A 23,590-nucleotide genomic window follows, 5' to 3' on the forward strand; every position below is an offset into this window, starting at 1 on the left:
CACCTCCACACCCTCCCCCACCCCCCCCCTATCCCTATCTCTCTCCCCCCGCGGGCTTGTGTTTTTTTTTAAAATGTTTAACAACCCTTTTTCACACCCACGACTAGCTGCGGCAGACTCAGGAGCGGGGACGGTTGGGTTTCTTGGGCAGCAGGTCGTAGAGACCCTTGCGGGCGCCGTTGTCGTTGACGTTGCGGGCCACCGCGACCTCGGAGATGAAGTCCTCGAAGACGAACTCCTCGTCGGCCGGGACCACCGCGGGGGCCTGGTTCTGCTCCAGGTAGCTGTCGAGGGTGTCCGCGATCTCGCGGAAGGACAGCGCCTGCAGGGTCTCCGGTGCGTACGTCGTCACCGGGACGCCGTGCGCCGCCGCCTCGTTCATCACCACGCCCAGCGGCAGGTGCGACAGCATCGGGATGCCGAAGTCGTACATCTCCTGCAGCGCCGCGGCGGCGTAGTGCGAGATCGGCCGCCGGTACAGGCTCGGCACCAGGCCGAACCACGACAGCGGCTGCCGCCCGACGGTCTGCTCGACGTACCGGACCTGGTCGGCCAGCAGCCGCAGCGCGCGGATGCTCGTCTTGTCCGGCTGGACCGGCACCAGGATGCCGTGCGACGCCGCCAGCGCGTTGTTCGTCAGCACGTCCAGCGCCGGCGGGCAGTCGATGACGCAGTGGTCGTAGTTGGCGAACTGGATGACCCGCGCGAGCTGCCAGCCGGGGACGCGGAACGAGTCGAGCCGCCGGATCAGGTCGAACATCCCCGGCGACGTCGGCACGACGTCGAGCGCGCCGCCCTTGCCGAGGTTGCTGCGCGGGTGCGGCACGACGAGCTCTTCGATCGGGCCCTTCCACGTCTTGGCCAGCGCCTTCGCCAGGCTCGGCTGGTCCGCGGCGACCTCGGACAACCCGAGCATCTCGGTCGTGGCGTGGCCCTGCGGGTCGAGGTCGACCAGCAGCACCCGCCGGCCCCGTTCGGCCAAGGCGGCCGCGGTGCCGACGCTCAGTGAGGTCTTGCCGACCCCGCCTTTCTGGTTGACCACCGAGGTGATCTGCATGCCCGAGCGCTCCTCAAGTCGGTCGTTCCGCGAAGGTTATTGGATGCGGGCCCGTTGTGGGTGGCTATCCGCCCCCGGCCTGTCGCGGCCGGACCATCAGCGCCTGCGCGCCGGTGGCCACCGGGCCGCCGGCGTCGTGCAGGATGCTGGTCGCGGTGCCGATGCCGTGCTTGCCGACCAGCGTGACCGCGTCCAGGCCGATCCACCCGCCCTCGGGCACCCGCCGCAGGTGCACGGTGAGTTCCGAGTTGATGAACCACCACTGCCGCGGGTCGAGGTAGTTCGACACGCCGTTGCCGGAGTCGGCGACGGCGAACAGCCGTTGCAGGCCGCTCGGCTCCTCGCCGTCGACCAGCGGGACGCGCTGGCGGGCCCACACCGCCGCCGGGCCGGGCACGTCCATGCCGCCGCGCACCGCGCGCCACTCGACCGCGTCGAGGTAGCCGCCCCGCCAGCCCTCCGGCCACGGCGACTCTCCGACGCTGCCCGGGCCGGGCAGCAGCGGGCCGGCGTCGGTGCCGACCTCCGCCGTGTCGGACGTCGCGATGCGCCACGCCGAGGCCCGCGCCACCACGCGCTCGGCGCTCGCCAGCTCCGCCTGCAGCAGCTCGACCGACCGGCCCGGCCGCTCGACCCGGGCCCGCACGGTGAGTTCGGCGACCGGTGCCGGGCCGAGGATCTCCACCGTCACGCGCGCGAGTTCCGCCGCGTGCCGGGATTCGACGGTTTCGAGCGCCCGGACCAGCAACGCCGACGGCGGGCCGAAGTGCTGGGCGTCCGGGGTCCATGGGCCGGCTGTGTGCGCGGTCGCAGCGAAGCGGTCTTCGCCGAGCGGGACGTAGAAAGCGTCGGCCATCAGTCGGCCCGGTCCAGGGGTGTCTCGTCGCCCGCGTCGGGCTCCGGCCAGCCGGGGTACTCGGGTGGGGTGCCGCCGTACTCGGGGCAGTGCGCCTGGTGGTCGCACCAGTTGCACAGCTTGCTCTTGTTGGCCCGGAAGTCGCCGGTCCTGCCTGCCTTGAGGATGGCCTGCCAGATGGCTTCCAGGGTGCGTTCGAAGCGCAGCAGCTCGGCTTCGTCGGGTGTGTAGGCCAGCGACTGGCCGTCGGTGAGGTACATGAGTTTCAGCTGGCGGGGCACGATCCCGCGCAGCCGCCACAGCACCACGGCGTAGAACTTCATCTGGAACATCGCCTTGGCCTCGCCGATTTCGCGCGGGGCGGCGCCGGTCTTGTAGTCGACGACCCGGATTTCGCCGGTGGGGGCGACGTCGAGCCGGTCGATGTAGCCGCGCAGCAGGACGCCGGAGCCGAGCTCGATCTCGACGTGCAGCTCGCAGGCCTCGGGTTCGAGCCGCCGCGGGTCCTCGAGTTCGAAGTAGGCGTCGAGGAGCTTTTCGGCCGAGCGCAGCCAGCCGGCGTGGTCTTCGGGTTTCTCGCCGTCGAACAGCTCGGTCCACTCCGGACGGTCCGCGGACAGGTCCGTCCACGCCGGCCCGAGCAGCTCCCGCGCCTGCGCGGGGACGCGCTCGGCGGCGGGCAGCGCGAACAGCCGCTCCAGGACGGAGTGGACGAGCGTGCCGCGCAGCTGGGCCTTCGTCGGAACCTCGGGCAGCCGGTCGACCGCGCGGAACCGGTAGAGCAGCGGGCACTGCTTGAAGTCGCTGGCCCTCGACGGCGACAACGCGGGCCGCCGGCGCACCTCGGTGGCGACGGCGGAGGCTGGGGTGTCGGTGGTGACAGTGTCGGCGTCGGGCATGGGCAGAGCGTAACGCCGGGGTCCGACAGTTCCGGCGACCGCAACGCCCGCCACCCCACCCGACCCGCACTCGGACGGATGCCTCGCGTACCCCGGCGGTCGGCTCGCGTACCCCAGCGGTCGGCTCGCGTACCCCGAGGGTCGGCTCGCGTACCGGGACGGTCGGTCGGCGTACCCCGGCGGTCGGCTCGGCCCCGGCACCGAGCCGACCCTCCAGGCACGCGAGCCGACTGCCCGGCTACGCGAGCCGACTGCCCGGCTACGCGAGCCGACCCTGGGGGTACGCGAGCCGACGTCGGGGGTACGCGAGGCGACGGTGCAGGTACGCGGGCCGGGCGGGCGACACCCGCCGACCCGGATCACCCCGGACCCACACCCGGGGCTCTAGGCTCTCCGCATGGCCGCGACCAGTGAGCAGGGCACCGGGGGGACCCGGCAGGCCGTCCTCTCGGACGGTGGCCTCGTGCTGTTCCGGGTCGCCGGGGTGCCGGTGCTGCTCGCCCCCTCCTGGTGGGTCGGCTCGCTGATCGTCGTCGTCCTGTACGCGCCCCTGGTCGGGCGGCTGCTGCCGGACGCCTCGGCCGGGACGTCGTGGCTGCTGGCCGGGGCGTTCGCGCTGCTGCTGGGGCTGTCGGTGCTGGCCCACGAACTCGGGCACTGCCTGGTCGCGCTGCGGCTGGGGATCCCGGTGCGGCGGGTGCGGCTGTTCCTGCTCGGCGGCCTGTCCGAAGTGGCCCGCACCCCGAAGCGTCCCGGTGACGAAGGCCTGGTCGCCGCGGCCGGACCCGCCGTGTCGCTGCTGCTCGGCGGGTTCTGCGGGCTGCTGATGTTCGCCGTGCCCGCGGACGGCGCGGTCTGGCTCCTGATCGGCGAGTGCGCGGTGGCGAACCTCGCCGTCGGCGTGTTCAACCTGCTGCCCGGGCTGCCGCTGGACGGCGGCCGGCTGGTCCGCGCCGGCGTCTGGGCGGTCACCGGCATCCGCGCGAAGGGCACGCGGGCCGCGGTCGCCGGCGGCGCCGTCGTCGCCGCGGGGCTGCTCGTCTGGGCGCTGTGGGGCCTGGCGACCGCGAGCCCGGACCGCTGGCTGCGGCTGGGTGTCTGCGTCGTGACGGCGTGGTTCGTCATCCTCGGCGCCCGCTCCGAACTGGCCGCCGAGGCGCGCCGCACGTGGCCGGAGGGGCTCGTCCTGGGCGAGCTGGTCCGGCCGGTGCTGCAGCTGCCCGCCGAAAGCCCGGTGTCGGACGCGCTGGCCGCGTCGGCCGGCCGGGGCGTCGTGCTGGTCCGCGCGGACGGGGTGGCCGCCGGGCTCCTCGACGAAGGCGCGGCCGAGCGGCTCGCCGGTTCGTCGCCGCACGCGCCCGCCGAACTGGCGGCCGAGCCGATCCGGGCCGAAACCGTGCTGCTGGCGTCCGAACCGGGCGAAGACGTCATCGAACGGATCCGCGAAACCGCCGCGTGGCAGTTCCTCGTCGTCGACGACGAGGGCCGTCCGGCGGGCGTGCTGCGCCGGGACGACCTGCGGGCCGCCATGAACCGCCGCACCCGCTGAGCCCGGCGCCCGCGCGGCCTGCGAAGATTCGGCGTCGGCCAAACGGGTTACAGGAGGATGTGTTGTCGGTCAGCGGACCGTTTCGCGCGGGTGATCGGGTGCAGTTGACCGACTCGAAGGGTCGGCACTACACCCTGACCCTGGCCGGCGGCGGTGAGTACCACACCCACCGCGGCGCGCTCGCCCACGACGACCTGATCGGCAGGCCCGAGGGCTCGGTGGTGACGTCCGCGGGCGGCTCGACCTACCTCGCGCTGCGCCCGCTCCTGCCGGACTACGTGCTCTCGATGCCCCGCGGCGCGCAGGTGATCTACCCGAAGGACGCGGCGCAGATCGTGATGTGGGGCGACATCTTCCCCGGCGCGCGCGTGCTCGAGGCGGGAGCCGGCTCCGGCGCGCTGACGTGCTCGCTGCTGCGCGCGGTCGGCCCGGCCGGACGGGTGCACTCCTACGAGATCCGCGACGACCACGCCGAACACGCCGAGCGCAACGTGGTCAAGTTCTTCGGCGAGAAGCCGGCCAACTGGTCGCTCACGGTCGCCGACCTGGCCTCGCACGAAGGCGAAGTCGACCGGGTCGTGCTGGACATGCTGGCGCCGTGGGAGCAGCTGCCGAACGTGGCCGCCCACCTGGTGCCGGGCGGCGTGCTGACGGTCTACGTCGCGACGGTCACGCAGCTTTCGCGCGTCACGGAGTCGCTGCGCGAGCAGCAGTGCTGGACCGAGCCGGAGTCGTGGGAGACGCTGATGCGCCCGTGGCACGTGGTGGGCCTGGCGGTGCGCCCGGACCACCGGATGGTCGCGCACACGGCGTTCCTGCTCACCGCGCGGCGCCTGGCCGACGGGACGGTGTCGCCGCGGGTGTCGCGCCGGCCCAGCAAGGGCAAGGGCTGAGGGAGCGCGGCGGCGCCGCACACCCGGATTCGCGGTGGTCCTGGCCGGCTAACCCGGCACGCACCAGCGGCCGCTCTCCTTGTGCAGCGGGAACGGCGTGTCCTTCGTCCCGCCCGCCGCTTCGACGTGCACCTTCGCCGTCGCGGACTCGCCGCGCAGCTCCGGGGGGCCCGTCAGCTTCGCCGTGACCGGGCCGGCCGCGTCCCACGTGCGCTGCAGGCCCGCGAGGGCCTCCGCGCTCTGCGGGTGGCACGTCAGCTTCCCGAACGCCGCCGAGTCGTGCCGGGTGATGGCGTCGACGATCGCGCGGGCCAGCACGGCCACCGCCGCCGTGTCGGCCTCGTCGGGGGCGGCGGGTGCCGACGGGCGGGGCGGTGACGCCGGCGGGCTCGAGGTCGCGGGCGATCCTCCCGTCGGCGCGACGAGGACCAGGCCCAGCACCACGCCGACGGCAGCCACGCCGAGCAGCACCAGCCCGGCGACGAGCGGGCGGTTCACCGAAGGCGGGCGCTCACGAGCCGTCCGCCCTGACGTTGGACAGGCACCACAGCCCGGATTCCTTCTGCGCCGACATCGTGCCGACCTTGGTCTTGCTGCCGTCGGTGGCCGAGTAGCGGACGGTGGCCTTGTCGCCGGTCTCCTGCGGGTCGCCGGTCAGTTTGACCGTCACCTTCGGGATCTGGCCGGTCGTGCCCTCGTAGACGCTGCGGCAGATGACATCGCCGAGCGCCTTCTCGTCCCCGGCGTTGTAGGCCGAAATCGTCGAATCGAACAGCTCCTGCGAGCTGCCCTTGCCACCGGGGGCCGGGCCGCCCGCCGGTTTGCCGGTCTTCGAGGTCGGGCTGGTCGGCGAGGTGGTCTTCGGCTTCGGCGTCGACGCCTTCGGGGCGGACGTCGGCGCCGCGGAGCTGCTGCTCGCGGGCGGGGCGGCGGTCTGGTCGTCCTTGCCGTTCATGAGGACGAACGCGGTCACGCCGCCGCCGACGAGCACCACGGCGGCCGCCGCGAGGCCGACGATCAAGCCGGTTTTCCGCTTCTTGGGCGGGGGCGCGTCGCCGAAGCCGCCGCCGTACTGGTCGAACCCGCCGTAGCCCTGCTGCTGAGGCTGCCCCCACTGGTCCTGCTGCCCGTACTGGGGGTAGCCCTGCTGGGGCTGAGGGCCGGTCTGGGGCGGGTATCCGCCGTCGTAGGACCCCGGCTGCCCGAACTGCTGGGTCCCGCCCTCGTAGGGTCCTGGCTGGCCGAACTGCTGCGTGCCGCCGTAGCCGGGCTGGGGCTGGGGTCCGCTCTGGGGGTAGCCGCCGGGCTGCGGCTGGCCGTACGGCCCGGGCTGCTGCCCGTAGCCGCCGGGCTGCTGGCCGTAGCCGCCCGGTTGCTGCGGCGGGTAGGTCATGAGTGGTGCCCCCTAGCGTTCCCTCGAAAGCGCCGGCCGTCGGGGCCGGTACAGCGTCGCCCGATGCTAGCCACCGGTCCGGCCCGCCGCGCGGTTAGGGCGGAACTGGCCGGAATTGCCCGCTTCCCGGTCCGGGGTTGGGCCGTCCGCGGGCGGGGTACTCCCGACGTGCTTGCTTCGTCCCGGCCCGGCCGGACCCGCGACACACCGGCGTCACGGCACCGAAATGGGCGCTTGCGCTGCGGGAATGTCCGTGCTGGGGGCGGCAGGCGACCCGCGACGCGCCGATCTTGTGATCCGGAAAGGCCTTTTCTTGTCGGTGATCGCCGGTACCGTGGAATGAAAAGCACTCCGAGGAGGTGCCCGATGCATCATGACCTTCCCGGAGGTCGGCGCGAGGAGGCCGACCCTTCAGCAACATCCGGAGCTGGGACGACGGCGGACGAGCAGGCTCGGCAGATCCGTTTTCTCGAGGAAGAAGTGGCGCTGCTGCGCCGCAAACTGACGGACTCGCCACGGCAGAACCGGGTTCTCGAACAGCGGCTCGCCGAGGCCTCGGAAAGGGTGAGCCAGCTCACCGAACGCAACACCAAACTGGTCGAAACCCTGCGCGAAGCGCGAGGACAGCTCCTCGCCCTCCGCGAAGAGGTCGACAGGCTGGCCCAGCCACCGTCCGGGTACGGCGTCTTCGTCGAGGCGTACGAGGACAACACGGTGGACGTCTTCACGGCCGGCCGGAAGATGCGGGTGTCGGTTTCGCCCGCGGTCGAGATCTCGTCCCTGCGCCGCGGCCAGGCGCTGCGGCTCAACGAGGCGCTCACCGTGGTCGAGGGCGGCGGTTTCGAACGCACCGGTGAGGTGTGCGCGCTGCGTGAGGTGCTCGCCGCCGACGTCGAGGGCGGCAGCCCCCGCGCGCTGGTGGTCGGGCACGCGGACGAAGAGCGGGTGGTCCTGCTCTCCGACCTGCTGGCCGAGCAGCCGCTCAAGCCGGGCGACTCGCTGCTGGTCGACTCCAAGGCCGGCTACGCGTACGAGCGCGTGCCGAAGGCGGAGGTCGAGGACCTGGTGCTGGAGGAGGTGCCCGACGTCCGCTACGAGGACATCGGTGGCCTCACCCGGCAGATCGAGCAGATCAGGGACGCGGTCGAGCTGCCGTTCCTGCACGCCGACCTCTACCAGGAGTACCAGCTGCGGCCGCCCAAGGGTGTCCTGCTCTACGGCCCGCCGGGCTGCGGCAAGACGCTCATCGCCAAGGCGGTCGCGAACTCGCTGGCCAAGAAGGTGGCGGCGGCGCGGGGCGACAACGAGGACGGGAAGTCCTACTTCCTGAACATCAAGGGTCCCGAACTGCTCAACAAGTTCGTCGGGGAGACCGAGCGGCACATCCGCCTGATCTTCCAGCGGGCGCGGGAGAAGGCCTCCGAGGGCACCCCGGTGATCGTGTTCTTCGACGAGATGGACTCGATCTTCCGGACCCGTGGGTCGGGCGTGTCGTCCGACGTGGAGACGACGATCGTGCCGCAGCTGCTGTCGGAGATCGACGGTGTCGAGGGCCTGGAGAACGTCATCGTCATCGGCGCCTCCAACCGCGAGGACATGATCGACCCGGCGATCCTGCGGCCGGGCCGGCTCGACGTCAAGATCAAGATCGAGCGTCCGGACGCCGAAGGCGCGAAGGACATCTTCTCCAAGTACCTGGCCGAAGGCCTGCCGATCCACGCCGACGACCTCGCCGAGTTCGGCGGGGACCCGAAGGCGACGTTCGACGCGATGATCCAGCACACCGTCGAGCGGATGTACGAGGAGAGCGACGAGAACCGGTTCCTCGAGGTGACCTACGCCAACGGGGACAAGGAAGTCCTGTACTTCCGCGACTTCAACTCGGGCGCGATGATCCAGAACATCGTGGACCGGGCGAAGAAGTCGGCGATCAAGTCGGTGCTGGAGACCAAGCAGCCGGGTCTCCGCGTGCAGCACCTGCTCGACGCGATCGTCGACGAGTTCGCGGAGAACGAGGACCTGCCCAACACCACCAACCCGGACGACTGGGCCCGGATCTCCGGCAAGAAGGGCGAGCGGATCGTCTACATCCGCACGCTCGTCACCGGCAAGAACCAGGACTCGGGGCGGGCGATCGACACCGCCACGAACACCGGTCAGTACCTGTAGTTCCGACGCACGATGGGGCGGCCACCGAGGTGGCCGCCCCATCGGCGTGTCTAGCGGCGGACCAGGTCGGCGTCCACCGGGGTTGAGCGGCGCAGGCGCACCTTTCCGTGGCCCGCCAGGATTCCCGCGATCACGAGCAGCGCGCCGGCCGGCTGGTTCCAGCTCACCGGCTCGCCCAGCACCAGCACGCCGAGCAGCACGCCCACGACCGGCGTCAAGTACGTGACCGCGGAGGCGTTGGCCGCGCCCCAGGCCGCGATGATCCGGGTGTTCCACGCGTAGGCGATGCCGGTGCCGAAGACGCCGAGCGCGATCATGCTCGCCACCACCGGCAGGTCCAGGTGCACGGGTGCCGCCGCGATCGCCGGCGTCAACAGGCCCAGGATCACCGTCGCCGACGCCGTCTGCCCGAACGCGACCACCACCGGATCCGTCCCACGAGGTGAGACGAACCGGCGCAGGTAGACGAAACAGGCGCCGTAGCACGTCGTCGCGCCGAGGCAGGCGAGCTGGGCGGTCAGCTGGTGGGACACGTCGATGCCGTGCCACACCCCGACGATCGTCAGCACGCCGAGGAACCCGAGCAGCAGGCCGAGCACCCGCCGCGGCGTGAACCGCTCCGCCGGCAGCGCCGCGGCCGCCAGCAGCATCGTGATCAGCGGCGTCGTCGCGTTGAAGATGCTGGCCAGCCCGGAGGAGATGTACTGCTCGGCCCACGAGAACAGCAGGAAGGGGACGACGCACAGCAGCACCGACACGGCCGCGAGGTGCCCCCAGAGCACGGGATCGCGGGGGAGCGGCCGCCGGCGCACCAGGAGGATCGCGCCGAGCGCCAGCGCGCCCAGCGCGACCCGGCCCAGGGCGACCTGGCCGGGGGAGAGCCCGCCCAGCCCGACCTTGATGAACAGGAAACTCGCACCCCACACGATCGCCAGCAGCGCGAACCGCACCGTGACCCCGAAATCCGCCCGTCGCATGCCCGCAGTCAAACCGCCGGACCGGCCGCGAAGCCAGTGGTTTTCCGACGCCGTGTTGTGTATAACGATCTATACCATGGGGCAAGAATGGACAGCAGCAGTCGAGTACGTCGCGGCCCGGGCCGGGGGACCGCCGCTGCCGGCGGACCTGGACGTCACGATCCACTTCCACCCGGACCGGCTGGTGGGGGCGGTCCCGCTGCTGCGGCACTGGCTGACCGACGGCGTCTACCGCTCACAGTTCGAGACGGGCACCGGCAACGGCGGGCTGACCGCGCACCCGGGCGGTGCCCGGTGGCGCTGGGAACACCGGATGTTCGGCGGCGTCTACGACGAGCTGCCGCCGTCGGCCCGCCCGAAGTACGGCTCCCTCGACCACCGCCGCCGTCCGGCCGGCGGCTCGGTCCGGTTCGGCTCCGCGCACTTCCGCCTCAAGCCGGCGGTGCTGCCCCGCACGACCTTCTGCTACCCGGACAGCTTCCACGAACCGGTGCACTTCGGCACCGCCGCACGCATGCCGCTGCTCCCGCTCGTCGAGGCGGCCGCCCCCGACGAGCTCGACGACTACGTCGAGGCCCACGTCCACGGCCCGCTCCGGCTGCCGGACGACATCGCGGCCCTGGTGCTGGACCCGTCCTTCCGGGGTACTGACGTCGAAGCGGCCGCCGCGGAGTTCCCCTTCCCGACGCGCTGGCACCACGGGTTCCGGCTCTCGGTGGCGGAGCTCGCCGGGCACGCGGACTACCGCGGCGAGGACGTCGTGCGGGCCGGCGAAGACGTCGCCGAGGACGGGTGGCTGGACGCCCGCGTCCTCGGCGACGCCGTCCGTGCCGGCCGGCACGATCCCCAGGTGCTCAAGCGCTTGTGGCACTGCACCGCGCGGTTCGGGCTACGCGGGTAGCAGCGCCTCGCTCAGCCGGCGCCAGTGCGGCATGGCCGAGGTGCCCGGCTCGACGCCGATCACCTGGACGCCGACGTGGTCGGCGCCCGCGTCCAGGTGCCGCCGCAGCTTCGCGGTGATCGACTCGAGGTCGCCCCAGAACACGAGGTCGTCGACGATCCGGTCGCTGCCACCCTCGATGTCCTCCGACGTGTAGCCGAGCCGAAGGAACTTCGCGATGTTGTACGGGGACGTGAGGTACGGGTGCAGGTGCCGGCGGGCGACCGCGCGCGCCTTGGCCGCGTCCGTCTCGAACAGCACCGCGTGCTCGACGCCCAGGAACGGCTCCGCACCGAGGATTTCCCGCGCCTGGGCCGTGTGCTCCGGGGTTACGTGGTAGGTGTGCGCGCCCGCCGACCGGTCGCGGGCCAGCGCCAGCATCTTCGGGCCGTACGCCGCGAGGATCCGGCGCACCGGGGCGCGTGGAGCGGGGTTGCCCTTCGGGTCGTCGTCCAGGGCGTCTAGGTAGTCGCTCATCGCGCGAAGCGGCTTCGCGCCGGGCTTTCCGGCTCCGAAGCCGAGGCCGAGCAGGTGGCGGTCCGGGTAGGCGTCGGCCAGCAGCAAGGCCCCGCCGCGGGTCCATCGGGCTTCGCGGGACCAGATCTGCGCGATCCCGTTGACGACGGTGAGGCGTTCGGTGGCCGCCAGCAGGAACCCGGCGTGCGTCAGGGCTTCGCGCCCCTCGCTCTCCGGGATCCAGATCGCCGGCCAGCCGAGTTCTTCCAGCTCCTGCACCGAATCCCGGATCAGGCCGGCCGGCTGGTCCTCGAAGTCGAACGTCCAGATCCCGTAGCGGCCCAGCCGCATGTTCTCGATCGTACCCATGGATCGAAGTATCGCAGATTTACGATATGAAGGTCCAGGGGGTGTCGCACGGGGGAGGGGAGGATCAGAGGGAGTGGCCGAGCACTGCGACGAACTCCGCGATCCGGGCTTCGTCCCGCTTGTAGTGCGTCCACTTCCCGACGCGCGTGGCCCGGACCAGTCCGGCGCGCTGCAGCGACGCCATGTAGGCCGACACCGTCGACTGTGCGAGCCCCAGCTTCTCCTGGATGTGGCTCACGCACACCCCGACCTCCACCGGATCGGCGATCGCCCGCTCGACCGGGAAGTGCCGCCCGGGCTCCCGCAGCCACTGCAGCACCTGCAGCCGCACCGGGTTCGCGAGCGCCTTGAAGACGTCGAGCAGCTGCTCGACGTCGGCCTGGGATCCGGTGTGCGTCGTCATGGTGTCGCTCCCAGTATATCGGCGTATAACGACCTATACTGCACGGCGTGAGCGAAGAAACCTCGCGGCCGCGCGCGCCGATCACCGAATCCGACGTCCTCGCCTGGCTGGAGACGACGGCCGCCGCCGTCGAGGCGGGGGAGGTGGACGCCCAGGAGCTCATCGACCTGCTCGGGGAGCTGCGCCGCGCTTCGGCGGCCTGCGCCGACGCGTCGGACTGGCTGCTGCTCGCGGCGCGGGAAGGCGGCGCCAGCCTCCGCCAGATCGCGCCCGTCTTCGGCAAGGGCTACGTCCGGGCGCCGGCCGCGCGCCTGGAGAAACTCCACCGCCAGGCCCAGAACGCGAGCCAGTGGCTGGCCATCCTGCGGCACAAGCAGACGGCATGAGCGCGGACCGGATCGCCCTCGGCCTGGCGGCGCTGGGCCGCCCCGCGTACATCAACCTGGGCCGGGAGGGCGCGCTGCCGCCGGTCCGGGACGTCGGTTCGATGCGTGCCGCGACGTTCGCGGTGCTCGACGACGCCTACGCCGCCGGGGTCCGGCACGTCGACGTCGCCCGGTCCTACGGCCGCTCCGAGGAGTTCCTGGCCGGGTGGCTCGCCGAGCGCGGGCACGCCGGCGTCGAGGTCTCCAGCAAGTGGGGGTACGCCTACGTCGGGCAGTGGCGGCTCGACGCCGACGTGCACGAGGTGAAGGAGCACTCGGCGGCGCGGTTCGCCGCGCAGTGGGCGGAAACCCTGGCGCTGCTGGGGGATCGGGTGGGCCTGTACCAGGTCCATTCGCTCACTGTGGACAGTCCGCTGTTCACCGACGAGCCGTTGCTCGAAGCGTTGGCGGAGCTGTCCGCGAACGGGGTCGCGGTGGGGTTCTCGACGTCGGGACCGGCGCAGGCGGACGCGATCGAGCGGGCGTTCGCGCTGGAAGTGGCCGGGCGCCCGGTGTTCTCCGCCGTGCAGTCGACGTGGAACGTCCTGGAACCGTCCGCGGGTCCGGCCCTGGCCGCGGCGCACGCGGCCGGGAACCGGGTGCTGGTCAAGGAAACCCTGGCCAACGGCAGGCTGGCGGTCGAGGCGCCGGCCGTGGTGCGCGAGCTCGCGGCCGCGCACGGCACCGGCCCGGACGCGGTCGCGGTGGCCGCGGTGCTGGCGAACGGCTGGGTGGACCGGGCGGTCGTCGGCCCGGCGAGCCCGGCGCAGCTCGCGGCGAACCTGCGGGCGACGGCCCTGGACCTGACCGCAGGGGAGCGGGAATCGCTGGCCACGCTGGCCGAGGAGCCCGGGGCGTACTGGCGACACCGGTCCTCGTTGGAGTGGGACTGACCGGCTGCACTACCCTTCCCAGGCACGCCACGGACGACAGGAGGCCGGAGCAGGTGCGTCATCGGCAGGCGATCGCGTTGGCCGCGGTCGCGTTGGTCGGCCTCACCGGCTGCGACGGGCCCGACCCGAACAACCTCGAGACGTACTACGACGATCCGGCGCCCACGCCCCCGACGTCGGCTCCGGTGGTCACGGAGGCCCCGGTGAGCCCGGCGAAGGCGGCCCCGGCGACCCCTCAAGGGCCCGATCTCGGCGAGCTCGCGCAGGACGCGCTGCTGTCCGATGCGGACGTCGCGGAAGAAGGCGTCCAGCCCGCTTCCGGCGAGGCGTCGGGGTGCCTGGCCGACGCGTCGGCGACGAGCCGGACCGCGACCTGGCGCTACCCCAGCGGGTCGGTGCTGAGCCACCGCGTCGCCGCCTACCCCGACCGCGCGGTGGCCGGCGTCGTCGCGGACGCGGACTGTGCGGGCAAGCCGGTGAGCGTCCCGGCGCAGGCCGGGGTGGAGCGGCAGCGGGCGTGGTGCGAGGGCAAGACGTGCACGGTGTTGCTGGCGAAGGGAAGGCTCGTGTCCGGCCTGACCGTCTCGGCGAGCACCGAGGCCCGGGCGGTGGACGCGGCGAAGCGCCTGTTGCCCGCGATGGCGGCGAAGCTCGCGGCTCAGCCGTAGCGGCGGAACCATTCCTGCACGCCTTCGCGGCCGTCGGGGATGAAGGGCAGTTCGGGGGCCGGGTCATCGATCCAGGCCCGGAGCTCGGCCAGCGGGATCCAGCGGCCTTCGACGATCTCTTCGGCCTGGTGGCGGATCGGGCCGTCCCAGCGGACCTCGAAGGCGAAGTTGTGACAGCGGTTGCGGCCGTCGTCGTAGACCTTGGTGAACAGCGGAACGGGTTCCACCCCTTGGACGCCGAGCTCTTCGGCGAGTTCGCGGCGGGCGCACTCGGCCGGCGTCTCGCCCGCGGCGACCACGCCGCCGGCCCAGCAGTCCCAGGTCGAGGGGAAGACGTCCTTGCCGGGGGTGCGGAGGTGCACGTAGACCGCGCTTCCGTCACCCGAACGGACCAGGACGACGCCGGCGGCGTGCCAGAGCGCTTCGGCGCGCACGCGGGCCCGGGTGGTGGCGCCGACGACCGCGCCGGCCTGGTCATAGAGGGCAACGAGTTCGTCACTGCCTGGCATGGGTGCATCGTTCCACTAGGGCGACCCCGTAGGGTGGTGACATGCGGCGGATCATGGGAACCGAAGTCGAGTACGGCATCTCCGTGCCGGGCGACGCGACGGCGAACCCGGTACTGACCTCCACCCAGGTCGTGCTGGCCTACGCGGCGGCGGCGGACATCCCGCGCGCCCGGCGGGCCCGGTGGGACTACGAGGTGGAGTCCCCGCTGCGCGACGCGCGCGGGTTCGACCTGACCGGCCCGGGCGGCCCGGGCCACGACCCGGACGTCGAAGACCTGGGCGCGGCGAACGTCATCCTGACCAACGGGGCGCGGTTGTACGTCGACCACGCGCACCCGGAGTACTCGGCGCCCGAGGTGACGAACGCGCGCGACGCGGTCATCTGGGACAAGGCGGGCGAGCGGGTGATGGAGGAGGCCGCGATGAAGGCCGCCTCGGTGCCCGGACAGCCCCAGCTGCAGCTGTACAAGAACAACGTCGACGGCAAGGGCGCGAGCTACGGCACGCACGAGAACTACCTGATGGCGCGGTCGACGCCGTTCACGTCGGTGATCGCGGGGCTGACGCCGTTCTTCGTGTCGCGGCAGGTGGTGACCGGCTCGGGCCGGGTCGGGATCGGCCAGCAGAGTGAAGAGGCCGGGTTCCAGCTCTCCCAGCGTGCGGACTACATCGAGGTCGAGGTCGGCCTGGAGACCACGCTCAAGCGCGGGATCATCAACACCCGCGACGAGCCGCACGCGGACGCGGACAAGTACCGGCGGCTGCACGTCATCATCGGCGACGCGAACATGTCGGAGTACTCGACGTACCTCAAGGTCGGGACGACGGCGCTGGTGCTGGACCTGATCGAGGCCGGGATCCGGTTCGACGACCTGAAGCTGGACGAGCCGGTCAAGGCGGTGCACCAGATCAGCCACGACCCGACGCTGAAGGTGCAGGTGGCGCTGGCGAACGGCAAGAAGTACACCGGGCTGGACCTGCAGTTCGCCTACCACGAGATCGCTTCGCAGAACCTGGAGCGCACCGGCGCGGACCAGGCGTCGAAGGAGGTCCTGCGGGTCTGGGGCGAGGTCCTGGACGCGCTGGCGCGGGACCCGCAGGAGTGCGCGGACCGGCTGGACTGGCCGGCGAAGCTGCGCCTGCTGGAGGGCTACCGCCAGCGCGACAGCCTGGCCTGGGGCGCGCCCCGGCTGCGGCTGGTGGACCTGCAGTATTCGGACGTCCGGCTGGCGAAGGGCCTGTACAACCGGCTGGTGACGCGCGGGTCGATGAAGCGGCTGGTGTCGGAGGAGGAGGTGCTGGCCGCGGTGACGACGCCCCCGTCGGACACGCGGGCCTACTTCCGGGGCCGGGCGCTGGAGAAGTACGCGACCTCGATCGCGGCGGCGTCGTGGGATTCGGTCATCTTCGACGTGGGCAAGGAGTCGCTCGTGCGGATCCCGACCCTGGAGCCGCTGCGGGGGACGAAGGCGCACGTCGGCAAGCTGCTGGACAACGCGGCGACGGCGGAGGAGCTCGTGGAGGCGCTCACCGGTTCGGACTAGGCGGGACGCACCAGCGATCGCGGCGTGACCCCGAATGTCGGGGGCGCTGGGTAGGCTAGGAAACATCAGCCACACCGGGAGGCGAGATGGCCCAGGAAAAGATCGAAAAGCACGGCGGTGGTGACTCCGACGAGGAGTTCGAGGACACCGGCGCGGCGGGTCAGGAGCGGCGCGAGAAGCTCGGCGAGGACGTCGACACGATCCTCGACGAGATCGACGACGTGCTCGAAGAGAACGCCGAGGACTTCGTCCGGGCCTACGTGCAGAAGGGCGGCGAGTAGCCGCTCGGGGCTTTCCGCCCTTGCCGACCGTTCAGCCGGCGGCCGGGGTTCCGCGTGGCGTCCTGCGCGCGCGGGGCTCCGGCCCGCACAGATGGGATTTTTGAGCACGTATGGACAACACCAGGGGCATCTCGGGTCCTGCGCTGCCCGGGGCGTACTTTTCGTCGGCGACGTCGTCGTTTTCGGACTTCCTGCGGGAGCAGGCGCCGGAGCTGCTGCCCCAGCGCCGGGTGGCGGCCGGTGCGGCGGAGCTGGGCGTGCCGCACGGCACGACGATCGTCGCGTGCACGTTCGCGGGCGGGGTCCTGATCGCGGGTGACCGGCGGGCGACGTCGGGCAACCTGATCGCGAGCCGCGACATGGAGAAGGTGCACGTCACCGACGAGTATTCGGCGGTGGGCATCGCGGGCACGGCGGGGCTGGCCGTGGAGATGGTGCGGCTGTACGCGGTGGAGCTGGCGCACTACGAGAAGATCGAGGGCGTTTCGCTGTCGCTGGACGGCAAGACGAACAAGCTGGCCGGGATGGTCAAGGCGAACCTCGAGATGGCGATGGCCGGGCTGGCGGCGATCCCGTTGTTCGTGGGGTACGACCTGGAGGCCGAGGACGCGAAGCACGCCGGCCGGATCGTGTCGTACGACGCCGCGGGCGGCCGCTACGAGGAGAACGGCGGCTACGCGTCGATCGGCTCGGGTTCGCTGTTCGCGAAATCGGCGATGAAGAAGCTGCACGACCCGGACGCGGACGTCGAGGGCGCGGTGCGCGCGGCGGTGGAGGCCCTGTACGACGCGGCGGACGACGACACGGCATCGGGCGGCCCGGACCTGGTGCGGCGCATCTTCCCGACGGTCGTGACGATCACCGCGGAGCAGGGCGCCCTGCAGCTGCCGACGGCCGAAGCGGCGGCGGTGGCGGAAGCCGTGGTGGCGGGCCGCACCGAGCGCCACCAGCGCCGGCTGTCCTGACCGCGGACTTGAACCCAGTGAACGCTGAAACACCGGAAGACCTGGAGCACACACCGTGACGATGCCGTTGTATGCCTCTCCCGAGCAGCTGATGCGGGAGCGTTCCGAGCTGGCGCGCAAGGGCATCGCGCGCGGCCGGAGCGTGGTGGTGCTGAAGTACGCGGGCGGCGTGCTGTTCGTGGCGGAGAACCCGTCGGCGACCCTGCACAAGGTCTCGGAGATCTACGACCGCATCGGCTTCGCAGCGGTCGGGCGCTACAGCGAGTTCGAGAACCTGCGCGTGGCGGGAATCCGCCACGCGGACCTGAAGGGCTACCAGTACGACCGCCGCGACGTGAGCGCCCGGGCCTTGGCGAACGCCTACGCGGCGACGCTGGGCAGCATCTTCACCGAGCAGCTGAAGCCGTTCGAGGTGGAGATCTGCGTGGCGGAGGTCGGCGCGAGCGCGGCAGAGGACCAGCTGTACCGCCTGACGTACGACGGTTCGATCTTCGACGAGCCGCAGTACGTGGTGATGGGCGGCCAGACGGACAAGATCTCGACGAAGCTGAAGGAAACGTTCGAGGACGGCCTGGACCTGCAGGCGGCCTTGGGCGTGGCGGTGGCGGCCTTGCGGACCCCGAGCCAGCCGGCCCCGACGACCACATCATCGGCTTCATCAACCTCATCATCGAACACGGCAAGCAACGGAAACGGCGACGCGGACCCGATCAAACTGGAGGTGGCGGTCCTGGACCGCGACCGCCCCAGGCGCTCGTTCCGCAGGCTGACAGGGGCAGCCCTGGACACGCTCCTGCCGGTCCCGGACCCCCAGGGCGAGGAGCCAGAGGGCAAACCGGAAAGCGAGTAAGTCAAGTAAGCCGAGCCGGGAACCACGCTCGAAAGGCGAGTGAGGCGGGCAAGGGCGGGCCTCCGCCCCCCAGTTGCCAGCTTACCGGGGGTCACCGACAGTTTCGGCGCGTAGCGGTCCGGGCGGCGGCCCCCGCAAGGGGTCCAGGCAGCCGACCACACCCCCCTGCCAACCCGATACGCAGCCGCATCAGCGGCCGACAGGCCGTGTCAAGGCACGCTTTCCCGCCTTGACACGGCCTGTCGGCCGTTGAACAATCCGGCGTTCGGGTCGGCGGGGGGAAGCTACGGCAGCGCTGACTGCGGCAGCGCTAACTGCGGCAGGGCTAAACCGCGGCAGGGCTAAACCCCCGCAGCGCAACACCCAGCAGATGAGCGCTGAAGTCAACAAGCCGCCCATCCCCATCAGCAATCTCCGCAGCCCGCAGCGCCCCGGCAACAAGCCCGTCGAACCGCTCAAGACCAGCAGTATCAAGCGCAGCCCACGCAGGCCCCTCGACACCGTGAACCCGCACCTCGAGAAACCCCGCAGCCGAGACCTCATCACCAAGCTCACGAGCGGTGTGCCAGTGCGAAGGAACGAACCCGACGTGCCCGTCATAGGCACCGGTCTCCACAACCGCCCGGACCGCATCCACCCGGTCCTCGGTGAGCGTCCCCGCGGCGGAGGTCTCCAGCAGCGAGAGGTACCGGCTGATCCCCGCGGCCGCGAGCAGCCCACCGGGCCGTAGCACCCGCCGGGCTTCCCCCAGCGCGCGAGCCCGATCAGCGGGCTCGACGAGGTGGTAAAGCGGCCCGAGAAGCAGGACGGCGTCGAAGGAGGCGTCCGGAGCGCTGAGCCGGCGGGCGTCGCCGACCTCGGCCGTCACCCCGGGCAGCATCGCGGCCTGGGCGACGTGGTCCGGAACGACGTCGACCAGGTGGACGGTGTGGCCGTCGGCCGCCAGCCAGGCCGCGTGGACGCCCGTACCACCTCCGACGTCGAGGACACGGGCGCGGCCGGGCAGGGAACGGCGGAGCAAGGCCCGGGTGCGCAGGTACTCCAGCCGGCCGTGCGGGGTGCGGGAGAGCCGGTCGTGCTCGGCCGGCCCGGTCCCGTAGTGCGTCGCGAGGTCCATGCTCAACGATCCCGCGCCCGGCAACCGGCTTTCACGAAGCCGCCGGAGACGCCCGGAACTCCTGGTCGGCGAAAGCCAGCAGATACGGCAACGTGGCCCGGGCGGTGTGCCAGGTGTGGTTGAACCCCCGCTCGGCGTGCACCACCGCATCCTGCCCCCGGGCCTGCAGCGCGGCGGCGATCCGGCGCGCCGTCGTCACGTCGGTGGGCGCCCCCGTGCCGACCGCCAGCATCACCGAAATCGGCGCGCTGAACTTCATCGTCGGCAGGTACCGCCGGGGGGTGTTGGCGGCGATGGCGGCCTGGTTGCCGCCGAGGATGCCGATCGAGTCGTTGAGATCGTCGTAGGGCAGGGCGATCACCAGCGTGGCGAACTCGTCGACGTGGTGCAGCCCGATGTTGAGCGCCCCGAACCCCCCGCCGGACATCCCGCCCAACGCGCGATGGGTGCGGTCGGCGTAGGTGCGGTAGCGCCGGTCGACGGCCGGAACGACGGTCTTCGCGAGGTAGGTCTCCAGCTGCGGGCCGCCGGGGACGTCGAGGCACTCCCAGTCGGTGCTCGGGTTCCCGGCGGTCAGGTCGACGCTGACGACGATCATCGGCGCGATGACGTTGGCCTGCTGCAACGCCGAGAGGGTCCCGGGAGCGTCACCCGAGGTCAGCCAGTCACGAGGACCGCCGAAGGGGTACCCGTGGATGAGGTAGACGACCGGATAACGGCGCCCGGAGTCACTGTCGTACCCCGGCGGCAGGATGACGTAGTTGCTGCCCGAGGGCACGCCGTGCGCGGGATCGGGCAGGTTGACCACGTCGATGCGCTGCCCGGCCGCGGCCGTCCCCGCACCCTTGCCGGGCCGCGGCGCCGGCGAGGAGGTGTCCGAGGACGGTTCCGGCGCCTCCTTGCCGTCGTCGAGCAGGTGCCCGGCGACGTTGACCACCCCCGGCCCGCGCTGCAGCAGCCGGGCGAGGTCGTCGCTGGTGCGGACGTACCCGACGTAGCTGTTGACCGCGGTGACCGCGGCCAGCAGCAGCAGGACGCCGAAAGCGGTGAACCCCCAGCGCCGCACCCGCCGCCGGTACCAGAGCGCGACCACGACGGCGAGGACCGCGACCGCGGCCGAGGCCAGCCCGAGCCAGATCAGCGGCGACTCGAGCGGGCCGAGGTCCCGGGCGCGCGCGGTGATGTTCCCCGGCAGCACCGGGTCCGTCCCGGCCCGGTGGATGACGCTCGCCAGGCCGTACCCGTCCATGCCACCCCGCCCGTCCCGGCCGCGGGCAGGGTTGCCCGCAACTCGGTCGCGAAGTTAGCGAAAACCGCCTGTGGGTTCGTTGAGAGAAGGTAAAGCAACCTCAGGGCCGGTAAAGCATCAAGGCCCGGGGGCGGGACCGGAAGCGGAAGCGGTTGCCGAGCGGGCCGACCTCGCCGTCGGTGGCGACGCGGCGGTTGCCGTCGAGCAGCTCGACCTCCAGCTCGGGCAGGTCGAGCTCCTGGTAGACGTGGCTGGCCGCGAGGCTGCGGGTGATCATCGCCAGCAGGAACCGGGCGCGGGAGTAGGGCAGGTCGGCGCGCAGGTAGCGGATGTCGAGCAGGCCGGTGTCGAGCGCCGGGCGCCGGCTGGGGGCGAAGCCCTTGGGCGCGTACGTGCCGTTGCCCACGAACAGCAGCCAGACCTGTGTCTTCTTGCCGTTGAGCCGGACGGTCAGCGGCTTTGCGTGCCGCAGCGTCCTGGCCAGCGCGATCGCGGCCGAGGGCCACTTGGGGTGCTTTTCCTGCAGCTTCTCGCGCAGCCGGACCATCTCCGGGTAACCGCCGAGGCTGGCGGTGTTGACGAACCACCGGTGAGCCTCCTCGCCGGCGCCGTCGATCTCGACTTCGCCCAGGTCGACGCAGACGGCGTTGCCGGTCTCGGTCGCCGCGTCGGCATCGGGCATGGAGTTGATCCCGACGTCACGGGCGAAGTGGTTGAGCGTCCCGGCCGGGACCAGGGCGAGCGGCAGGTCGCGTTCGGCGGCGACGGAGGCCACCGCGGCGACGGTGCCGTCCCCGCCCGCGACACCGAGTGCGCGGACCGTGCCGCGGGCGTCGATTTCGGCCTCGAGCTGGGCGCGCAGGTCCTGCTCGGGGTCCGGGTAGAGCACCGTGGCCGCGGGCCAGGCGAACTTGACGTCTTCGGTCGGGTCCTGGCCTGCCACCCCGGAGTTCGGGTTGACGACCGCGAGCATGTCCTCGCCATCGACCATCTCGGGCGCGTCGGCGTCGTGGGCGGTGCGGCCCGGGACGTCGTCGTGCAGCGGCCACCAGTGCCGGGTGGCCAGGCCCACGCCGACGCCGATGCCCAGGCCGACGCCCACGTCGGAGGGCCAGTGGACACCCGTGTGGACCCGCGAGTAGGCGACGGCCAGCGCCAGCGGGGCGACCGCCAGCCCGGCCCGCGGCGACTCCATCGCCACCGCCGTGGCGAAGGCGGCCGCGGACGCCGAGTGCCCGGACGGGAACGACGAGGACGTGGGCCGTTTCCGCAGGCGGCGGTGCATCGGCGTCTCCTCCTCGGCCGGCCGGCGGCGGGGGAACAGGGGCTTGCCGATGAGGTTCGCCGCCGCGCTGGCCCCGGCGATCGCGACCACGCCGCGCAGCGCGGCCCGGCGTGTCTCGCCCGGCCGGGTGGCCAGCAGTACCGCGACGCCCCACCAGAGCCGGGACTTGTTCGCCGATCTGGAGAGGGTCATCAGCGCGTCGTCGGCTTTCGTGGCGGGCAGGGCCGCACTGCGGCGCATCAGCGCGCGATCGGTCCGGCCGACCTGCCGGAAGGCCCGGATGAGCTGATGTGACAAGGAGTCCGCCTTCCGAGTGTCGTCAAGAGCTGTGCTCCAATCGTGCCTGATTCGGGGAGATTTCACCGTCTGTGGCCTACTGGGGGCGTGTCGACGCCCGAACGGCGCACCGTCGAAGGGGGTGCAGCGCCTACTCTGGTGGGATGCAGCGGCGGATCTTTGGCATCGAGACCGAGTTCGGGGTCACGTGCACCTTCCACGGACAGCGCAGGCTCTCGCCCGACGAGGTGGCTCGCTACCTCTTCCGGCGGGTCGTGTCCTGGGGACGCTCATCGAACGTCTTCCTGTCGAACGGCTCCCGGCTCTACCTGGACGTCGGCTCGCACCCCGAGTACGCGACGGCCGAGTGCGACGACCTGGTCCAGCTCGTCACGCACGACAAGGCCGGCGAGCGGATCCTCGAGGACCTGCTGGTCGACGCCGAGCGCCGGCTCGCCGACGAAGGCATCGGCGGCGACATCTTCCTGTTCAAGAACAACACCGACTCGGCGGGCAACTCGTACGGCTGCCACGAGAACTACCTGGTGACCCGCGCGGGTGAGTTCTCCCGGATCGCGGACGTGCTGCTCCCGTTCCTGGTCACCCGCCAGCTCATCTGCGGCGCCGGCAAGGTGCTCCAGACCCCGCGCGGCGCGGTCTACTGCCTCTCCCAGCGTGCCGAGCACATCTGGGAAGGCGTCTCGAGCGCCACCACGCGCTCGCGGCCCATCATCAACACGCGTGACGAGCCGCACGCCGACGCCGAGCGCTACCGGCGGCTGCACGTCATCGTGGGCGACTCGAACATGGCCGAGCCGACGACCATGCTCAAGGTCGGCTCGGCGAACCTGGTGCTCGAGATGATCGAGGCCGGCGTCCAGTTCCGCGACTTCACCCTGGACAACCCGATCCGGGCGATCCGCGAGATCAGCCACGACCTCACCGGCCGCCGCCAGGTGCGCCTCGCCGGCGGGCGCGAGGCGTCGGCCCTGGACATCCAGCGCGAGTACCACGCCCGCGCGGTCCAGCACATCAAGGACAACGGGTCGACGGCGGCGAACGAGCGCGTCGTCGAGCTGTGGGGCCGGGCCCTGGACGCGGTCGAGCAGCAGGACTTCGGCAAGATCGACACCGAGATCGACTGGGCGATCAAGCACCGGCTGGTCGAGCGCTACCGGCACAAGCACGACCTGGACCTGTCCAGCCCGCGCATCGCCCAGCTCGACCTGGCCTACCACGACATCCGCCGCGGCCGGGGCATCTTCGACCTGCTGCAGCGCAAGGGCCTGGTCCGCCGGGTCACCGACGACGGCGAGATCGAGGCGGCCAAGGACACCCCGCCCCAGACGACCCGGGCGAAGCTGCGCGGCGACTTCATCGCCGCCGCCCAGGCCGCGGGCCGCGACTTCACGGTCGACTGGGTGCACCTCAAGCTGAACGACCAGGCCCAGCGCACGGTCCTGTGCAAGGACCAGGCGTACGTCACCACCCTCTACTCGAAGCTCGACGCCGAGCGCCTCGACGCCCAGCGCCGCCTCGACGAGACGCTGCGGCAGACCGGCGGCAC

At 71.8% G+C, this 23,590-nt stretch carries 24 protein-coding genes; 12 read left to right on the top strand and 12 right to left on the bottom strand.

Annotation, left to right across the window (positions count from 1 at the left end; translation table 11 throughout):
- Nucleotides 1-118: 118 nt before the first annotated feature.
- From ABZW17_RS42195 to ABZW17_RS42205, 3 genes are all read right to left on the bottom strand, one after another.
- On the bottom strand, nt 119-1,057 hold the full coding sequence (locus tag ABZW17_RS42195; RefSeq protein WP_354827173.1) for a ParA family protein: 939 nt from the start codon (nt 1,055-1,057) through the stop codon (nt 119-121).
- A gap of 64 nt (nt 1,058-1,121) precedes the next feature.
- Nucleotides 1,122-1,913 carry a thioesterase family protein gene (locus ABZW17_RS42200; RefSeq protein WP_354827176.1) on the bottom strand — a complete coding sequence of 264 codons (792 nt, stop codon included), beginning with the start codon at nt 1,911-1,913 and terminating at the stop codon, nt 1,122-1,124.
- Entirely contained in the window at nt 1,913-2,812 is a 900-nt protein-coding gene (locus ABZW17_RS42205) for a RecB family exonuclease (RefSeq protein WP_354827178.1), read from the bottom strand. Before ABZW17_RS42205 ends, ABZW17_RS42200 begins: the two co-directional genes overlap by 1 nt.
- 397 nt (nt 2,813-3,209) lie before the next feature.
- On the opposite strand from ABZW17_RS42205, the gene ABZW17_RS42210 reads away from it, so the two are divergent.
- Nucleotides 3,210-4,361: a site-2 protease family protein gene (locus tag ABZW17_RS42210; protein WP_354827181.1), complete on the top strand. Its 1,152-nt coding sequence runs from the start codon at nt 3,210-3,212 to the stop codon at nt 4,359-4,361.
- A 62-nt stretch (nt 4,362-4,423) separates the two neighbouring features.
- On the top strand, nt 4,424-5,254 hold the full coding sequence (locus ABZW17_RS42215; RefSeq protein ID WP_354827184.1) for a tRNA (adenine-N1)-methyltransferase: 831 nt from the start codon (nt 4,424-4,426) through the stop codon (nt 5,252-5,254).
- Nucleotides 5,255-5,302: 48 nt separating this feature from the next.
- On the opposite strand, the gene ABZW17_RS42220 is transcribed toward ABZW17_RS42215, so the two are convergent.
- Entirely contained in the window at nt 5,303-5,752 is a 450-nt protein-coding gene (locus ABZW17_RS42220) for a hypothetical protein (protein WP_354827186.1), read from the bottom strand.
- A 13-nt stretch (nt 5,753-5,765) separates the two neighbouring features.
- The gene (locus tag ABZW17_RS42225; RefSeq protein ID WP_354827189.1) at nt 5,766-6,647 is read right to left on the bottom strand and encodes a hypothetical protein; all 882 of its coding nucleotides are present in this window, start codon (nt 6,645-6,647) and stop codon (nt 5,766-5,768) included.
- A gap of 366 nt (nt 6,648-7,013) precedes the next feature.
- Between ABZW17_RS42225 and arc the strand changes: the two genes are divergently transcribed.
- Nucleotides 7,014-8,816 (top strand): proteasome ATPase, encoded by a 1,803-nt coding sequence (arc, locus tag ABZW17_RS42230; protein ID WP_086839213.1) that lies wholly within the window; start codon nt 7,014-7,016, stop codon nt 8,814-8,816.
- A 50-nt stretch (nt 8,817-8,866) separates the two neighbouring features.
- Here arc and ABZW17_RS42235 read toward each other — a convergent pair whose 3' ends face one another.
- Nucleotides 8,867-9,793 carry a DMT family transporter gene (locus tag ABZW17_RS42235; protein WP_354827193.1) on the bottom strand — a complete coding sequence of 309 codons (927 nt, stop codon included), beginning with the start codon at nt 9,791-9,793 and terminating at the stop codon, nt 8,867-8,869.
- Between the two features lie 76 nt (nt 9,794-9,869).
- Between ABZW17_RS42235 and ABZW17_RS42240 the strand changes: the two genes are divergently transcribed.
- Entirely contained in the window at nt 9,870-10,694 is an 825-nt protein-coding gene (locus ABZW17_RS42240; protein WP_354827196.1) for a DUF3626 domain-containing protein, read from the top strand.
- On the opposite strand, the gene ABZW17_RS42245 is transcribed toward ABZW17_RS42240, so the two are convergent.
- Together ABZW17_RS42245 and ABZW17_RS42250 are read right to left on the bottom strand one after the other, a co-directional pair.
- A complete protein-coding gene (locus ABZW17_RS42245; protein ID WP_354827199.1) occupies nt 10,683-11,558 on the bottom strand; it encodes a TIGR03620 family F420-dependent LLM class oxidoreductase in 876 nt (291 codons plus the stop codon). The two genes, ABZW17_RS42240 and ABZW17_RS42245, sit on opposite strands and share 12 nt — an antisense overlap.
- A 64-nt stretch (nt 11,559-11,622) precedes the next feature.
- Entirely contained in the window at nt 11,623-11,961 is a 339-nt protein-coding gene (locus ABZW17_RS42250; RefSeq protein ID WP_354827201.1) for a metalloregulator ArsR/SmtB family transcription factor, read from the bottom strand.
- A 47-nt stretch (nt 11,962-12,008) separates the two neighbouring features.
- Here ABZW17_RS42250 and ABZW17_RS42255 point away from each other — a divergent pair, with 47 nt between their 5' ends.
- Genes ABZW17_RS42255 through ABZW17_RS42265 form a run of 3 tightly spaced genes read left to right on the top strand, consistent with a single transcriptional unit; the run spans nt 12,009 to nt 13,947 of the window.
- The gene (locus ABZW17_RS42255; protein WP_354827204.1) at nt 12,009-12,347 is read left to right on the top strand and encodes a hypothetical protein; all 339 of its coding nucleotides are present in this window, start codon (nt 12,009-12,011) and stop codon (nt 12,345-12,347) included.
- The gene (locus tag ABZW17_RS42260) at nt 12,344-13,279 is read left to right on the top strand and encodes an aldo/keto reductase (RefSeq protein ID WP_354827207.1); all 936 of its coding nucleotides are present in this window, start codon (nt 12,344-12,346) and stop codon (nt 13,277-13,279) included. Before ABZW17_RS42255 ends, ABZW17_RS42260 begins: the two co-directional genes overlap by 4 nt.
- A gap of 53 nt (nt 13,280-13,332) precedes the next feature.
- Nucleotides 13,333-13,947 carry a hypothetical protein gene (locus tag ABZW17_RS42265; protein WP_354827210.1) on the top strand — a complete coding sequence of 205 codons (615 nt, stop codon included), beginning with the start codon at nt 13,333-13,335 and terminating at the stop codon, nt 13,945-13,947.
- Here ABZW17_RS42265 and ABZW17_RS42270 read toward each other — a convergent pair.
- A complete protein-coding gene (locus ABZW17_RS42270) occupies nt 13,938-14,456 on the bottom strand; it encodes an NUDIX domain-containing protein (protein ID WP_354827213.1) in 519 nt (172 codons plus the stop codon). The two genes, ABZW17_RS42265 and ABZW17_RS42270, sit on opposite strands and share 10 nt — an antisense overlap.
- Nucleotides 14,457-14,497: 41 nt before the next feature.
- Between ABZW17_RS42270 and dop the strand changes: the two genes are divergently transcribed.
- The 4 genes from dop (at nt 14,498) to prcA (ending at nt 18,096) form a co-directional block, all read left to right on the top strand.
- Nucleotides 14,498-16,000 (top strand): depupylase/deamidase Dop, encoded by a 1,503-nt coding sequence (dop, locus tag ABZW17_RS42275; protein ID WP_354827216.1) that lies wholly within the window; start codon nt 14,498-14,500, stop codon nt 15,998-16,000.
- 86 nt (nt 16,001-16,086) lie between these two features.
- Nucleotides 16,087-16,281, top strand: a complete 195-nt coding sequence (locus ABZW17_RS42280; protein WP_003075646.1) for a ubiquitin-like protein Pup — start codon at nt 16,087-16,089, stop codon at nt 16,279-16,281.
- 110 nt (nt 16,282-16,391) lie between these two features.
- Nucleotides 16,392-17,246: a proteasome subunit beta gene (prcB, locus tag ABZW17_RS42285; RefSeq protein ID WP_354827219.1), complete on the top strand. Its 855-nt coding sequence runs from the start codon at nt 16,392-16,394 to the stop codon at nt 17,244-17,246.
- Nucleotides 17,247-17,301: 55 nt separating this feature from the next.
- On the top strand, nt 17,302-18,096 hold the full coding sequence (gene prcA / locus ABZW17_RS42290) for a proteasome subunit alpha (protein ID WP_354827221.1): 795 nt from the start codon (nt 17,302-17,304) through the stop codon (nt 18,094-18,096).
- Between the two features lie 325 nt (nt 18,097-18,421).
- On the opposite strand, the gene ABZW17_RS42295 is transcribed toward prcA, so the two are convergent.
- The 3 genes from ABZW17_RS42295 to ABZW17_RS42305 form a co-directional block, all read right to left on the bottom strand.
- Nucleotides 18,422-19,213, bottom strand: a complete 792-nt coding sequence (locus ABZW17_RS42295) for a class I SAM-dependent methyltransferase (protein WP_354827224.1) — start codon at nt 19,211-19,213, stop codon at nt 18,422-18,424.
- A gap of 31 nt (nt 19,214-19,244) precedes the next feature.
- The gene (locus ABZW17_RS42300; RefSeq protein ID WP_354827226.1) at nt 19,245-20,462 is read right to left on the bottom strand and encodes an alpha/beta hydrolase-fold protein; all 1,218 of its coding nucleotides are present in this window, start codon (nt 20,460-20,462) and stop codon (nt 19,245-19,247) included.
- A 100-nt stretch (nt 20,463-20,562) separates the two neighbouring features.
- The gene (locus tag ABZW17_RS42305) at nt 20,563-22,044 is read right to left on the bottom strand and encodes a phosphatase PAP2 family protein (RefSeq protein WP_354827228.1); all 1,482 of its coding nucleotides are present in this window, start codon (nt 22,042-22,044) and stop codon (nt 20,563-20,565) included.
- Between the two features lie 143 nt (nt 22,045-22,187).
- On the opposite strand from ABZW17_RS42305, the gene pafA reads away from it, so the two are divergent.
- A partial coding sequence (gene pafA / locus ABZW17_RS42310) for a Pup--protein ligase (protein WP_354827231.1) occupies nt 22,188-23,590 on the top strand: 1,403 nt, incomplete at its 3' end.

It is taken from the genome of Amycolatopsis sp. NPDC004625, from assembly GCF_040609695.1.
Classification (GTDB): Bacteria; Actinomycetota; Actinomycetes; order Mycobacteriales; family Pseudonocardiaceae; genus Amycolatopsis.